The following is a 13,067-nucleotide window of genomic DNA, read 5'->3' as shown; positions in this document are numbered from 1 at the left end:
GTTCAATCCTCGTCCTTGATGGGTTTGCCCAGGGGCGCATGGGCGAATTTGAACAGGTAGGAGAAATCGGACTTGTAAGGGCTCCTGACCGCCGTGGCCATGGAGTGGCAGTTCATGCAGCTGCTGTTGGGCTGGATGTAGCTTTCCATGGTGACGTTGGCCGACAGTGCGGGCGTCGGCTGGCCCAGCGGATTGCCAGGGTTGTCGGGCATCAGCGGGCGCTGGGTGGTGACCAACTGATAGTACCTGAGCACGCTGCGTTGCAGCCCTGGGTCGGCGCGGTAGGCGGCGTTGACCTGTTGGGTGACATCGGCGATCGGGGTGACACGGTTCAGCGGGTTGGGGGTCTGGAAGGTGGTGCCAGGTTTGGGCACGCAGACCAGTTGCGTGCCCTGGGTCTGCCAGTCGCAGGGCGACTGGTTGAGGCTCGCGGCGGGCGCGTCGGCGTTGAAGTAGGAATAGGCGGTGCCGGATGCTGGTTGATCGACCCACTGGCCGCCCACCAGCGCTTTGGGCGGCACGTTGTCGATCTGCTCGAAGGTCGACCAGATCCACTGCGGATAACCCTTGGCCTTGGTGATCACATGCAGGCCCACCAGGCCGAGGTAGGCCTCGGTCACGCCGTTGCGCCGGCCCTGGTCATCGAAGGTGGCCACCCGCGCCAGCATGGTCAGGTAGCGGCTGGCGTTGTCATGGGGGCCGAGGATGCGCCAGCTCGACTTGATCTCGATGACGCCATAGGGGAACTGGATGTTGGGTGCCCTGGATACCACGTCGGCGTTGTAGAACTGGTTGGCGACGATGTAGTCGTAGGACGCCTCGTTGGCCGAGATATCGTAGTAGGTCGGGTTGCCGGCCTGGTCGATCAGCCAGCCACCGACCGCCTGGTCGATGGCGTTGACCAGCGAGCTGTTCTTCAGCGCGGCGATGTTGATGATGCCCAGGCTCCTGGCGCCTTGCGGGGTGTTCCAAGGGCCGGGATTGGCGCCCCCCGGCAGGAAGATCTCGTCGACGCTCTTGTATGTCTGCCAGACGGTGTAGCCGGCGTCCCCAGGCTGCCTGGTACAGTCCGGGTTGCCGCGTTGGCGGTCCTGGGCCGGCCAGTTCAAGGCGATGAACAGCTGCCAGCTGTAGCGATCGAACTGGTCCTGGCTGGCGTTGGCGGCCGGGGCGCTGCTGGGCGGCTGGCAATCGAGCTGGGTGGCCAGGGACGAGGGCAAGGCCTGTTCCCTGGCCAACGCCGGCAGGCTGGCCAGGCCCAGGGCTATCACGGATAAACGCAGTATGGCTTTCATGGCGATCCTTCGTCGTGGCTCAGGGTTTGCGTTGCATCAGTTTGTTCCACTGCGCCTTGTGCCCGTTGCTCTGCGCCGCTGGCGGCTCGAACAGCTGGCAGGGCGGCGGGTTCGACGGGCACATGGCGGCGACCTGCGCCCAGGTCTTGGTGGGGTCGGGCTTGGCGATGCGAAAGCCGGTGTAGTTCTGGCTGACGATCGGCGCGTTGGCGACGCTGGCGTCCCCGGAAAAGTAGAACGACTGCGGTTGCCGGTAGGGAGGCTGGCCCGTGGCCTTGTTGTAGAAGGCATAGCCGAACAGGATCGGCCCCTGCGGCGAGTCCAGGTCCAGGGCATAGGCTTGCACGCTGGCGTCCAGGTGCTGGCTGCGGGTGGCGCTGTAGGGCAGGTGCTTGATGAAATCCTGCCGAGGCGGGTGGTTCATCGGCGAGAACAGGCAGCAGGCCGGCATGTCCTTGGGCCGGTCCTGCGGGTAGGTGAGGAAGTAGGCCTTGTTGCCCAGGGACACGAACGAGCAGGTGTAGTTGTTGTTCTTGATCGGGAAGATCGGCAGGCAGTACTTCTCGTAGTGCTCCATCATGGCGCCGAAGCCGTCGCCATCGGCTGGAATGTAGGTGGTGTCGTAGTAGCTGGTGCCACGCGAGACGGTGTAGTCGGCCGGGGCCAGGGTGGCCGGCGGGTTGCTGTAGGGCGGTGGATTCTTCTGGTAGTTGTGCATCACCCGGTACATCGTCCAGTCGCTGATCCAGTACGCCGGAAAGAACGGATCGGACGGGTCGCTCGGTGCGCGTTTGGCGATGCAGTTGCCGTTGCTTGCATCGCACCCCAGGGTGTTGTGCACGCCCATGGTGAAGTAGACGGCGCTGTCGTCGGCCTGGGCGACCAGCGAGGGGCACAGCAGCAGGACAAGCAGCAACAGTCGGTCGAGGATGCGGATGTTCATGGGACACTCCTGTGAAGTGTGCCGGGTGACAGCCTCGTCACCCGGCAGTCCTGCCGGTCAGCCTTGCGGGAAGTCGCTCATGCTCAGCTCGATGGGTGGGTAGTTGCGTTTCACCAGGGCCTGGGCCCAGAGCTCCAGCACCGCCCGACGGCTTTGCGGCATGTCCCGGGTGATGGGCATCGCCAGGGTGCTTTCCTCCTGGTACTCCTTGCTGATCAGCACGATGAGCTGGTCGACCGCGCCTTCTATGCGGGCCAGGGAGTTCAGCGGCATGTACTTGTTCATGATCGGGTACATGTAGAAGAACGGCTGCAGGATGAGTGGGTAGATGAAGCTTTCCCAGATCAACTGGCCGGCGTTCTGCTGCTTGTAGACCTGGTTCCAGGCATCGACGAACGCCTGCTGTATCTCCGGCTCCTGGGGCAGCACGCGCAGCGGCGCGAGGAAGTCGGTATAGGTTTGCATCAATTTGAAGCTGAACGGGATCTGCGGCGGCTGCTTGTCCTCATGCACGAAGAAGCGCAAGGTCGGGAATCCCGATGCCACGGCCTTGACGGTCAGCAGGGCAACTCCGTTGGCGTCGGTGGTGATCTGCGTGGTGCTGTACTGCACGTTGCCCTTCGGCTCATCCTTCAGTGTGCCCTGGCCCTGGATGGGGTTGGCGAACGCCAGGCTGGGGCTCAGGGCCACCGAGCCTGGCGTGGGCAGGTACTGCTGGTAGCTCACCGCTTTCATGTCGGTGGTCGGGCCGGCGGGGTGGACCGCCGTGAGCCTGCGGCCCGTGCCTTCGCTCAGCTGGCGGGTGAGCGACGGGGTACCGACGAACTGCGGCAGGTTGGGGGTGTTGTTGGCGGGATCGTCCGGGTCCTCCAGGAACAGCGTGAAGTCGGCCGGGTTGCTGAACGCCAGGTAGTAGTCGGTGGTGCACATCATGTAGGCGTTGTTGTATTCGGCCACCGACAGCACGGTGCCGGCCGGCGCGGGCAGGCCGTCGTACTGCACCATGATCTGCAAGGTCTTGCTGTCGCCGACGTCGATGAAACTGGCGCTCTCGACCACTTCGGCGGTCCACATCTGCTGGGTCGCCGCCTGCACGGGGGTGGCGCCTTGCTGCTGCAGCTCCAGCGCTCCGCTTTGCAGCTGTTTCTGCGCCTCGGCGCTCAACGGCAGATCGAGGATCCCCGAACGTTTGTCGAAGGCCGCCTGCTGATAGTCGTCGTAGCCGAAACTGGCCAAAGGCGTGAACTGCTCGCCCTGGCGTATCCCCAGCTGGTAGCTGCCGGCGTCGAACTTTGCCGCCACCGGTATCTTGGCCTTCGGGTCGAGCGAATAGCTGGGGAATCCGTTGAGCAGGTCCAGCGACAGGGTGTCGTCATGCACCTGCGCCGAGATGACCCCCAATGTCATGGAATTGAAGTTCACACCGTCTTTTTGCAACTGTACCGGATCAGCAGGGACCAGCCGCCGCCCGGCCGGCGCCGTGGGGAACTCGTCGTCGAACCACAGGCCCAGGGTGCCGGCGGTTCGGCTGTAGGCGGGGTTGAAGAAGATGCTGCCGACATTGTCCAGGCCTTTCTGGTACATCGCCTGCACATTGGCCAGGATCTTCGAATCTACGGTGTGGGTGATGATGGGAGGTTGGTCGTTGAAAATGCCGTTCATGTCGTAGCAGGTCAGGTAGGTAGAGAAGCGGAACATCAGCCCTTTGGCGTTCTGCTGCTCCATCTGTTGCTGCAGGTTCTGCAGCAGTTGCGAGTTGCCGAGGGCCCAGCTCAGGTTCTCTTTGGGGAAGCACGTCTGCCAGGTGGTGGTCACATAGATCAGGCCACCGAGGGTCGCCCAGTTGAAGTTGAGGAAACGGTCGAGCATGCGGTGCTCGCGCTTGAGCGTCAGGCCGCACTGGGCGTCGCCGAGTACCAGTCGGTCGAAATACAGCGCGGTGAAGGTGTTCTGCCAGGGACTGACGTCGACGAAACGCGCCGGGGTGGGGGCGTCACTGCCGAACGGGTTGCCGAGCAAGTTGTAGGTCTGGTTGATCAGCGGGTCCTGGCTGACATAGCCGCCACCGGGCAGCTCGCCGCCGGTGATGACGGAGGCGGTCGCCGGTATCGTGGGGTCTGCCGGCGTGTAGTTGACGGTGCCGCAGGCATTGTCGCCGAACAGGTTCCACTCGCCGGGGATCATCACGCTGGGATTTTGCGAGACGTTGCCCGGCACCTGGGTCACATAGGTTGGCGCTTCGAGCAGCACTTGCGGGGCGATGACCCATGGCATCAACTTGCTGCTGGCATTCGCCGGGTTGATCCCGTAGTACTCGAGGAAACGCCAGTTCAGACGCATCTTCGAGGCATCGTAGAGCGGGAACATGTCGTTGTTGTTGGCGGTCGGCGGGCTCCAGAACATATGGCCGCCGAGGTAGATGCGCGGGAAGTTCAGTACGCTCATTTCATGCTCCTTAGCGTTGCCACTGGGCGCGTTTCAGCGACCAGACAAAGTCCAGTTTGTTGTACCCGGCGAACTCGGACGCCGGCACTTCGGCAGTCGGATAGACAATCCCGCCTTGCTGCTTCTGGGCGAAATTGAAATAGCCCTTGGTCTTGGAGTAGGCCGCCGTGCCATGGCAGGCGAAGCACGAGGACTGGCTCTGGAAGGCCGACTCGAGCTGGGAGTTGGCCAGCAACGTCGGATTGGTCTCGGACTGGGTGCCGATCAGCTCGTACTGCGCCAGCGCCGGGTACATGGCCTGGAAGGTGGTGTTGGCGGTCTGCGCCGCCGGGGTCGGCCCGGTGCTGTTGCTCATCGGGGTCGGGGGAATCGCGTTGGTCACGGTGTACTTGCCGTTGTTGCGATTCTCGAAGGTGGTCCACACCCATTGCGGGTTCAGCTTGTTGACCACGTGCAGGCCACTGAGCGCAGCGTAGCCGACCTGGTACTGGCCGTTGTCCTGCTGGTAGTAGGCCTGGGCAATGTAGTAGCCATCGCCTTGCAGTTGCTGCTGATAATCCGGGTCATTGCCGATCCACAGCCAGGCGGCCTTGAGCTCCCAGGCGGTGGAGGGAAAGGCCAGGTTGCTGGTCAAGGCAGCCTGGCCGTTCACGTTGTACACCTGCTTTTGCACGATGTAGTTGAAGGTGTCCTCGCCCATCAACAGCTGGAAACGCACCGGTTGCCCCTGTTGCGCGGTGGGTACCGCGCCGCCCATTTCCAGGATCAGGCCATCCACCTGCTGCACGGCGTTGAGGTTGTGGAACGTGCGGTTGGGGTTCAGGCCCTGGGCCTGGGCGGCCTGCAGTACCGCGGCCGGCACCGGCTCGCTCTGGCCCCAGGGCAGCGGCGCGGCGCCATTGCTCAGGTAGACCTGGTCCGAGGGTTTGAGGGTTTCCCAGACCCGGTTGGGGCTGTTCGACTCGACCGGCTGGTTCAGGCAGACGAACCAGTTCCAGCTCATGCTTTCCGGCCCTTGGGCGAAGGTCTGCCGGGCCTGGTCGACGTTGCCGCCAAACTGCATGAACTGGTTGCAATCGAAGGGGGTGGTGCCCTCGGCCTGGGCCAGTCCGGCCAGTGCGCTGAGGACGGTTATTGAAATGGCTCGCCGCATGTAAGCTCCTTGGCTTTGGCCAGGTCGGTGTATGAGTGCCCCAGAAAATGCTGCAGGAGCAGTTGCTTCACCGCTGTCGCCGGCAGGCTGCCCGGCAACGGCAGATCACAATCGGTAATGAGCAGTGGCCCGGTCTGCGCGCTGGCGGGCAGACGGCCGTGGCTGCCACGCACCATCGAGGTGTCGAGCGGGATCAGGTCCATGTAGTAGCGAAAGCCGAGCTTCTTCTGCAGCAGGCGCCGCGCCGCTTTCAGCCTGGGGAAACGGATGGCGGGGTCGATGAACAACTCCAGCGGGTCGTAGCCGGGCTTGCGGTGGATGTCCACGGTGCGGGCGAAGTCCGGTGCCTTGCGATCGTCTAGCCAGTAGCGATAGTCGAACCAATGATCGGCGGCGGCTATGGCGACCAGTTCGCCACTGCGCGCATGGTCCAGTTGCCAGGCCTGCTGCTCGGCCCTGTCCAGCACCCGCTCGATGCCGGGCTGGCCTTGCAGCAGGGCTTTGACCCGAGGGATGTCGCGGGCTTGGCGGACGTAGACATGGGCAATCTGGTGGTCGACGACGGCGAACGCATCGCTGGCGCCGGGGTCGAGCAGTTCCCAGGTCAGTGACTGGCGCACCTGCAGCAGACCTTCGGCGCGCAGCAGGCGATTGATGGACACTGATTGACTGACCGCTTCGATACCATACTCCGACAGCAGCATCACGGCCGCGCCTTGCGCCTTGGCGAAGCCCAGCAGGCGGCCAACCTCGGCGTCGATGGCCCGCACTTCGTCGACGATCGACGGGTGCTCTGGCCCCAGGCGCTGCAGACAGTAGTCGAGGTGTGGCAGGTAGACCAGCTGCAGGTCCGGGCGATCGAGCTGGAACTCGGCAATGGCGCAATCGACGATCCAGCGACTGGAGGCGATGCCGGCGGCCGGCCCCCAGAACGCCGGGAACGGAAACGCGCCGATCTGCGCTTCGATCCGCGCATGCAGGTTTGCCGGGGAGGAGTACAGGCCGAACAGCTTGCGGCCATCGGCCGGATAGTGCGGGCGCGGGGTAATGGCGGCATCGACGTCGGCGTACATGTTGTACCACCAGAACAACTGGCTGCAGCGAAAGCCCGGCAGCTCGCGCTTGAGCGTCTGCCAGACCTTCTCGCCCTGGATCAGGGCGTTGGGTTGCAGCCAGAAACGCACTTCGGCCTGGTCGCGAAAGTACCAGCCATTGCCGACGATGCCGTGCCCTGACGGTGGCAGCCCGGTGAGGATCGAGGCCTGCACCGTGGAGGTGACGGCAGGGAACACCGGTTGCAGGCTGGCCATCCTGGCCTTTTGCAACAGCCGGTTGATGTGCGGCGTTGCCGTGCCCAGCAGCGCAGGCGTCAGCCCGACCACGTTGATCAGCAGCAGCGGTTGGCGGGGCTGTTCAGAGGGCATCGGCACACACCTCCTGTGCGTGGGGTTGCAGCAGGCGACGCTGGCGCAACTGCTCCTCTACCCAACGCAACTCGTCGCTGATGCCCTGTTGCTGGGCAGGGGCGGTGGTGGGTCGCAGCTGCGTAGGCAGAACGCCCCAGCTGTAGGTTTCCACTTCCAGCACGGGACGGGTGTCCTCGTGCGCGGCGAGAAAATCGAAGGTCTGCGCCAGGGCGGCCTGGCTGGCGCCGAGCTCCGGCAGCAGCAGGTGTTCGCTGAACAGCGGGATGTGGAAGTGAACCCGCAACTCCCGGTAGCGCCCGGGCTCCGCCAGGCAGGCGGCGAGCGCAGCCGGCAGGTCCGCCCAGGCGCACAGGTGGCCTTGGCTGTCGTGCGCCTGCACCTGGTGCAGATAGGTGGCTTCGGCAAAGCCGCCCAGCACCTCGAGTATCTGGGCGCAACGGTGAATGTCCTGGGCCGGCAGGCGGCAGATCATCGCATTGGACAGCTGGATCTTGCCGATGGGTACCCCGGCCTGGCGCAGCCTTTCCAGGGACTGCCGGCAGTCCTCGAACATCACCGCCTGGTGGCAGACGTCGAAGCACAGTGCCAGGTACTCATGGTATGGGGCACTGGCCTGCCAGTGGTGGAAGAAGGCGATGGCCTGGTCGGTGCTCTGCAGCACGCAGTCCGGCTCCATTTCCAGGCATATCATGATCTTCTTGCCGGTTTCCTGGTGCAGCCGGGCCAGTGCCGTCGTGAGCTGGCGCAACTGTTCCTCGGCACGCTGCTGCAGCGCCGGGCTCCAGTGGGCGGCGTAGCCCAGCGGCACGCTGGAGATCACCCCTTGCTGGCAGTCCGGCGGCAGGGCCTCGGCCAGCAGCCGCGCCAACTCCAGACTGTACGCCAGCCGTTGCGGCTCGGCCCAGCTGGGCAGGTACACGGCAGCCTTCACCGCGCCCTCATGGAACTGCCCGTAGGGAAAACCGTTGAGCGAGGTCAGGCGCAGCCCGCTGCGTCGCAGCAGGTCGAGAAACGCCTGCCGTGCCGACGCTTCGCGCAACTCGGAAGCGGCGCGGGCGCTGATCCACAGCCCACTGTCTTGCACCTCGAGCCCGCGCAGTCTGCGCACGCCCTGGAAGTGCAGCTTGATGGAGGTGCGCAGCGCGGCCAGGTCCGGTGCCGGGTGCACATTGCCGCAGTAGCCGAGCTGCGTGGCGCTCCATCCCCGGGCAGCGCTCATTTGACCACCGGATCCTGGCCGCGCAGGGCCGAGTTTTCCTGCCACTGGCGACGCTGGTCGATGGGCAGCGGAGTGCTGACCAGGGCCTTGTCCAGCTGGCCACTCTGGGCAAAGAAATCCACCGGGTTGTGGAACAGCACCTGTTCGACCTGGGCCTCGCTGAAGCCTGCGGCCAGCATCGCCTGGCCGGTCTTTGGCACCTTGAGCGGGTCGCTGATGCCCCAGTCAGCGGCACTGTTGACCACCATCTTTTCCGTGCCGTACTGCTGCAGCAGCGCGACCATGCGTTGCTCTGACATCTTGGTGTTGGGGTAGATGGAATGGCCGCGCCAGCAATCGCTGTCGAGCACCAGCGGCAGGGTCAGTTCGTTGAGGTGGTCGATGATCACCAGGTGTTCGGCGATGCCGACTTCACGTATCACCGCCAGGGTGCGTTTGGTGCCGCCGATCTTGTCGCGGTGTGGCGTATGCACCAGCACCGGCAGGTTGAATTGCTTGGCAAGCTCAAGCTGCGCGGCGAGAAAGCGGTCTTCTTCCGGGGTGATGTCGTCGTAGCCGATTTCACCCACGGCCACCACGCCGTCCTTGACCAGGTAGCGCGGCAGGATCTCCAGCACTTCATTGGCGATCGACAGGTCGTTGGCCTCCTTGGGGTTGAGGCCGATAGTGCAGAAGTGATGGATGCCGAACATGCTGGCGCGAAAGCGCTCCCAACCCAGCAGGGTGTCGAAGTAGTCGACGAAGCTGCCGAGGCTGGTCCTGGCCTGGCCCTGCCAGAACGCGGGTTCGATCACCCCGGTGATGCCGGCGGCAGCCATGTTCTGGTAGTCGTCGGTGGTGCGGCTGACCATGTGGATATGCGGGTCGAAGTACTTGGGCATGGTGAATCCTCGTCAGGGAGAAGGCATCGTCGGGTATCAGGTCGGTAAGTGGCCGGCCAGGTGGTCATGCCAGCCGGGGGGCAGACATTGCTGGCGGCAGAGGCCGAGCAGACGCTGGTGCTGCGCCGGGCTGAGCAGGCTGAAGGCAATCGCCAGGTACAGACCGCCGGAGACCGGACGCGCGGCAGCCAGTTGCTCATCCAGCAGATCAAGGGCCAGTTGGTTGAGGGTGACGCCTTGGCGCTGGCTCAGGCCGAGCAGGCGGCTCACGTCCAGCCCCATGCCGAGCGCTTTGAGCACCAGCTGGTGGAACGCCCGCTCCGGGTAGTGACGGGACGGGTAGAGGGTGTCGAGGGCGAGGGCGGCGAACACCTGGCTGTTGCTGGTGCGCCCGGCCTGCAAGGCCAGCTCCAAGCACGCGCCACGGCTGTCGAGCCAGTCCAGGGCCTTGAGCAGGGCGACCTTTTCCTGGTCGTCGCCCCACAGGAACAACTGGCGCAGCAAAGGCAGCTGCCCGGCCTGGGGTTGCTGCTTGAGGACCTGCGCCAGCAGCAGCGCGCGCGCCACTTGCAGCTGGCTCCAGCCCTTATCATCGTGCATGGCCCGGTCGCCGATCCGGCGCTTGCACTGGCTGCTCAGCAGGGCGGCGGTGTTGGCGTCCGGCGACTGCCCGAGGCGCGTCTGCGCCTGGTGCCACCACTGCAACTCGGCCTGATCGAGTTGCGCGATCAAGGCCCGCTGCCGTTCGGCCAGGCAGTCGTGGCTCATGTCCAGCGCCGCCGTTGGCGACGAAGCGATATGACTGTTCATGTCGGTTTGATCCAGCGTTGGAGGTGTGGAAGCAGGAAGAACACCAGGACGCACAGCAGGCTGCCCAAGGGCTGGTCGGCCACAGCCAGGACCAGGGCATCGAACAGCGGCAGGGCCGCCAACCCCGCGCCGATAAAGGCGCGTACTTGTCGGCGCCGCGGATCGGCGAGGTGCAGCCAGTAGTGCCAGCCCAACCAGCCCAGCCATAGCAGCAACACCGGCCAGAACCACAGGGTGTCGGCGTAGGCCGCCAGGGCCAGCGGGCTGAGCATCAGCAGCAGGGGCAGGCGGCTGAGCAACTGGTTGAGGTGTTCCTGGCGCGCCAGGTAGGTCAGGCCGCTGATGTACACGCCCAGTAGGATCGCGCACAGCCAGATGGGCTGCGCCGGCACCGCCAGGCTGGCTGCCGCGGTGAGGTACAGGGCGGAGCGGCACGCGCCCATCAACCAGACGCTGTGGACATGGGTCTTGTGCAGCAGGTTGTAGCCGAGAATGCAGCCCACCAGCAGGGTGACGCTGCCCAGCAGCCAGTGCGGCTGTTCGACCAGGCGGCTCAGGCCAAGCGCGGCGGTTGCGGCCAGCAGCAGCAACCCGTAGATGCCCTGGCGCACCTGCCGTCGGCTGACCAGCCCCAGGGTGATGGGGCGGGCGTTGCTGTGCTGTTGGTCCCAATCGGCGTCCAGCAGGTCGTTCAGCAGCATGCCGGCCAGGTACAGCAGCGACAGCATGGCCAGCAGCAGGAGCCACACAAGCGACGAGGGTGGCGCCAGGGCGCTCGCACTGCTGGCCAGCAGGGCGGCGGCCAGGGTATTGGTCCACACTGTGGGCAGGTTAGAGACCCGGCCAACGGTCATCCAGGTTTTCAGGTCCGGCGCGATCTGGCTCATTGCGCGCAGCCCTCGCCCAAGGTGAGGGGCGCGTGCTGGCTGACCAACCGCAGCAGCGCCTGTTCCATCAGGGCGTCATCGATCTCGTGCAGGTCGACCGATGTGCCGATGCAGCTGAGCATGGGGATGGACAGCTGCCCGCCCAGGTGCTGGCGAAACTCCTCCAGCCCGAGCAACACCCGCGAACGCCCATGCGCATCTTTCAGGCTCAGCTCCGGTGGGCACAGGTTGAAGCCAAGCCTGAGCAACAGGCTGATGACGCGCTCGCTGTCGGCATCGCTCAACAGACCCAGGGCATTGGCATAGAGCCCGTCGAGGGCCATGCCCACCGCCACCGCTTCACCGTGGCGCAGGCGGTGCTGGCTGAGGTTTTCCAGCTTGTGCGCCGCCCAGTGGCCGTAGTCCAGGGGACGCCCGTTACCGCGTTCGAAGGGGTCGCCAGCGCCGGTGATGTGCCCCAGGTGCAGCTCGGCGCAACGGCGGATGGCGTAACGACTGGCCGGATGATCGAAGTGGGCGAGGGCGTCGGCCTCCTGCTCTATCCACTCGAAGAAGGCGCGGTCCTTGATCAGCGCCACCTTGACCGCCTCGGCCAGGCCGGCGATGCGGTCGCGGTGGGCAAGCGTGGTGAGCAGCTGGAAGTCATTGATCACCGCGCTGGCGGGGTAGAAGGCGCCGAGCAGGTTCTTCTGGCCGAAAGCGTTGATGCCGTTCTTCACGCCGATGCCCGCGTCGTTCTGTGCCAGTACCGTACTGGGGATACGGATCAGGCGCATGCCCCGGTGAAAGGTGGCGCAGGCGTAGCCCACCGCGTCCAGCACGGCGCCGCCGCCCAGGGCCAGGACAAAGCAATGGCGGTCCAGCCCATGGCTCAGCATGTCGCTGTACAGCTGTTGCAGTACCTGTGCGTCCTTGCTCAGCTCACCGGCCGGCACGGCGATGGGCGCGGCTTTCAGGTTCAGGTCCGCGTCATGGGCGGCAAAGTAGGCGTCGATCTGGCCCGGCAGGTGCGGTGCGCAACGCAGCAGCTGTTCGTCGGCGAAGACCAGCACCATTACCCGACCACGCTGCTGTGCGGTGAGCTGGCGATGCAGGCAGGTGTTGAGCGGATCGAACAGGTGCTCGGTGAACACCACGGGGTAGTCGTAACTAACCGTGAAACGCCCGCGCAGTGGTTCACCCTTGCGCAAGGCCTTGAACAGGCTGTACCCGGCGATGAACAGCGCGGGCAGGACCATGCCGGCGAGCAGGGTCACCAGCAGCGCGTTCTGCGCGACCAGGAAGGTGCCGATAGCGCTGTAGGCCAGTGCCAGGCCGGCATTGGCCAAGGTGGTGACCAGGATGAAGGCGCGCAACGGATAGCGCTGCATGCCGGCCGCCACCACCGAGGTTTCCGCCAGCACCGGCACGCCGCGCAGGCAGATCAACGACAGCGTGCCCAGCCGATACGCCAGTTGCCCCGGCTGGCGCTGGTGCAGGCCCAGGCGGCTGGACAGCAGGCGAAAATACCCGGCCCCCAGCGCATACCCCAGCCCGGCACCCAGGCACAGACCGATGAAGATCGCCAGGTAGCCGCCAACGCTGCCAAGCGACGCCACCGCAAGCAGCGCGACCATGCTCGACGGCACCGGTAGCACCACGTCCAGCGCCAGCAAGCCGATCAACAGCAACGCCAGGGTAAGCATCTGGGCGGGGGTCGAAGGCAGCAAGTGTTCTAGGTGGGAGAGGAAGTTCTGGATCTGTTGCTCGAATAACACAAAGCTGGCGATCACCAGGCCTGAGAAGCACAGTACTGACAACCAGAAATGTTTGCCCGGCCCTCTTTGCGAGAGCGCACGATACCCGCGGCTGCGCTTCATCAAGCGTCCCTCTTGTTGTTTGACTGATTTCCGTTTCAGCAATCTAACGTCACGCCCCATGGGCGCGAGGATATGGACTCCTCTGAATTTAATGGCCGGGGAGTTGTAGTTAGGATGTTGGCGAAGACAAACACAAAACTAGTCGGCC

10 protein-coding genes are annotated in these 13,067 nt (G+C 64.8%); all 10 read right to left on the bottom strand.

Annotation, left to right across the window (positions count from 1 at the left end; genetic code table 11):
- Positions 1 to 2: 2 nt before the first annotated feature.
- Genes ACQ4OD_RS01275 through ACQ4OD_RS01230 form a run of 10 tightly spaced genes read right to left on the bottom strand, consistent with a single transcriptional unit; the run spans position 3 to position 12,919 of the window.
- Positions 3 to 1,295: a hypothetical protein gene (locus ACQ4OD_RS01275; RefSeq protein ID WP_198754134.1), complete on the bottom strand. Its 1,293-nt coding sequence runs from the start codon at positions 1,293 to 1,295 to the stop codon at positions 3 to 5.
- 19 nt (positions 1,296 to 1,314) lie between these two features.
- A complete protein-coding gene (locus ACQ4OD_RS01270; protein WP_430943753.1) occupies positions 1,315 to 2,238 on the bottom strand; it encodes a hypothetical protein in 924 nt (307 codons plus the stop codon).
- A 57-nt stretch (positions 2,239 to 2,295) separates the two neighbouring features.
- Positions 2,296 to 4,683, bottom strand: a complete 2,388-nt coding sequence (locus tag ACQ4OD_RS01265; RefSeq protein WP_430943752.1) for a hypothetical protein — start codon at positions 4,681 to 4,683, stop codon at positions 2,296 to 2,298.
- 10 nt (positions 4,684 to 4,693) lie between these two features.
- Positions 4,694 to 5,836, bottom strand: coding sequence for a hypothetical protein (locus ACQ4OD_RS01260; RefSeq protein WP_198754137.1), 1,143 nt, complete (start codon positions 5,834 to 5,836; stop codon positions 4,694 to 4,696).
- Positions 5,815 to 7,260 (bottom strand): alkaline phosphatase family protein, encoded by a 1,446-nt coding sequence (locus tag ACQ4OD_RS01255; protein ID WP_198754138.1) that lies wholly within the window; start codon positions 7,258 to 7,260, stop codon positions 5,815 to 5,817. The genes ACQ4OD_RS01260 and ACQ4OD_RS01255 overlap by 22 nt, the downstream gene beginning before the upstream one ends.
- Positions 7,250 to 8,482, bottom strand: a complete 1,233-nt coding sequence (gene eboE / locus ACQ4OD_RS01250; protein ID WP_430943751.1) for a metabolite traffic protein EboE — start codon at positions 8,480 to 8,482, stop codon at positions 7,250 to 7,252. Before eboE ends, ACQ4OD_RS01255 begins: the two co-directional genes overlap by 11 nt.
- Entirely contained in the window at positions 8,479 to 9,363 is an 885-nt protein-coding gene (locus tag ACQ4OD_RS01245) for a TatD family hydrolase (protein WP_258597911.1), read from the bottom strand. Before ACQ4OD_RS01245 ends, eboE begins: the two co-directional genes overlap by 4 nt.
- 36 nt (positions 9,364 to 9,399) lie before the next feature.
- Positions 9,400 to 10,173 (bottom strand): EboA domain-containing protein, encoded by a 774-nt coding sequence (locus ACQ4OD_RS01240; RefSeq protein WP_430943750.1) that lies wholly within the window; start codon positions 10,171 to 10,173, stop codon positions 9,400 to 9,402.
- Positions 10,170 to 11,060, bottom strand: a complete 891-nt coding sequence (locus tag ACQ4OD_RS01235) for a UbiA family prenyltransferase (RefSeq protein ID WP_198754142.1) — start codon at positions 11,058 to 11,060, stop codon at positions 10,170 to 10,172. The genes ACQ4OD_RS01240 and ACQ4OD_RS01235 overlap by 4 nt, the downstream gene beginning before the upstream one ends.
- The gene (locus tag ACQ4OD_RS01230; RefSeq protein ID WP_430943749.1) at positions 11,057 to 12,919 is read right to left on the bottom strand and encodes a 3-dehydroquinate synthase; all 1,863 of its coding nucleotides are present in this window, start codon (positions 12,917 to 12,919) and stop codon (positions 11,057 to 11,059) included. Before ACQ4OD_RS01230 ends, ACQ4OD_RS01235 begins: the two co-directional genes overlap by 4 nt.
- Positions 12,920 to 13,067 lie beyond the last annotated feature (148 nt).

The sequence above is a fragment of the Pseudomonas sp. WC1 genome (assembly GCF_050586565.1).
GTDB lineage: Bacteria > Pseudomonadota > Gammaproteobacteria > Pseudomonadales > Pseudomonadaceae > Aquipseudomonas.
The sequence above is the reverse complement of the archived record's forward strand: the minus strand, read 5'-3'. Positions and strand labels throughout refer to the sequence as shown.

Bases quoted from the DNA above. Each gene is read 5' to 3' on its own strand.
- ACQ4OD_RS01275 (WP_198754134.1), bottom strand. From the start codon at position 1,295: ATGAAAGCCATACTGCGTTTATCCGTGATAGCCCTGGGCCTGGCCAGC.
- ACQ4OD_RS01270 (WP_430943753.1), bottom strand. From the start codon at position 2,238: ATGAACATCCGCATCCTCGACCGACTGTTGCTGCTTGTCCTGCTGCTG.
- ACQ4OD_RS01265 (WP_430943752.1), bottom strand. From the start codon at position 4,683: ATGAGCGTACTGAACTTCCCGCGCATCTACCTCGGCGGCCATATGTTC.
- ACQ4OD_RS01260 (WP_198754137.1), bottom strand. From the start codon at position 5,836: ATGCGGCGAGCCATTTCAATAACCGTCCTCAGCGCACTGGCCGGACTG.
- ACQ4OD_RS01255 (WP_198754138.1), bottom strand. From the start codon at position 7,260: ATGCCCTCTGAACAGCCCCGCCAACCGCTGCTGCTGATCAACGTGGTC.
- eboE (WP_430943751.1), bottom strand. From the start codon at position 8,482: ATGAGCGCTGCCCGGGGATGGAGCGCCACGCAGCTCGGCTACTGCGGC.
- ACQ4OD_RS01245 (WP_258597911.1), bottom strand. From the start codon at position 9,363: ATGCCCAAGTACTTCGACCCGCATATCCACATGGTCAGCCGCACCACC.
- ACQ4OD_RS01240 (WP_430943750.1), bottom strand. From the start codon at position 10,173: ATGAACAGTCATATCGCTTCGTCGCCAACGGCGGCGCTGGACATGAGC.
- ACQ4OD_RS01235 (WP_198754142.1), bottom strand. From the start codon at position 11,060: ATGAGCCAGATCGCGCCGGACCTGAAAACCTGGATGACCGTTGGCCGG.
- ACQ4OD_RS01230 (WP_430943749.1), bottom strand. From the start codon at position 12,919: ATGAAGCGCAGCCGCGGGTATCGTGCGCTCTCGCAAAGAGGGCCGGGC.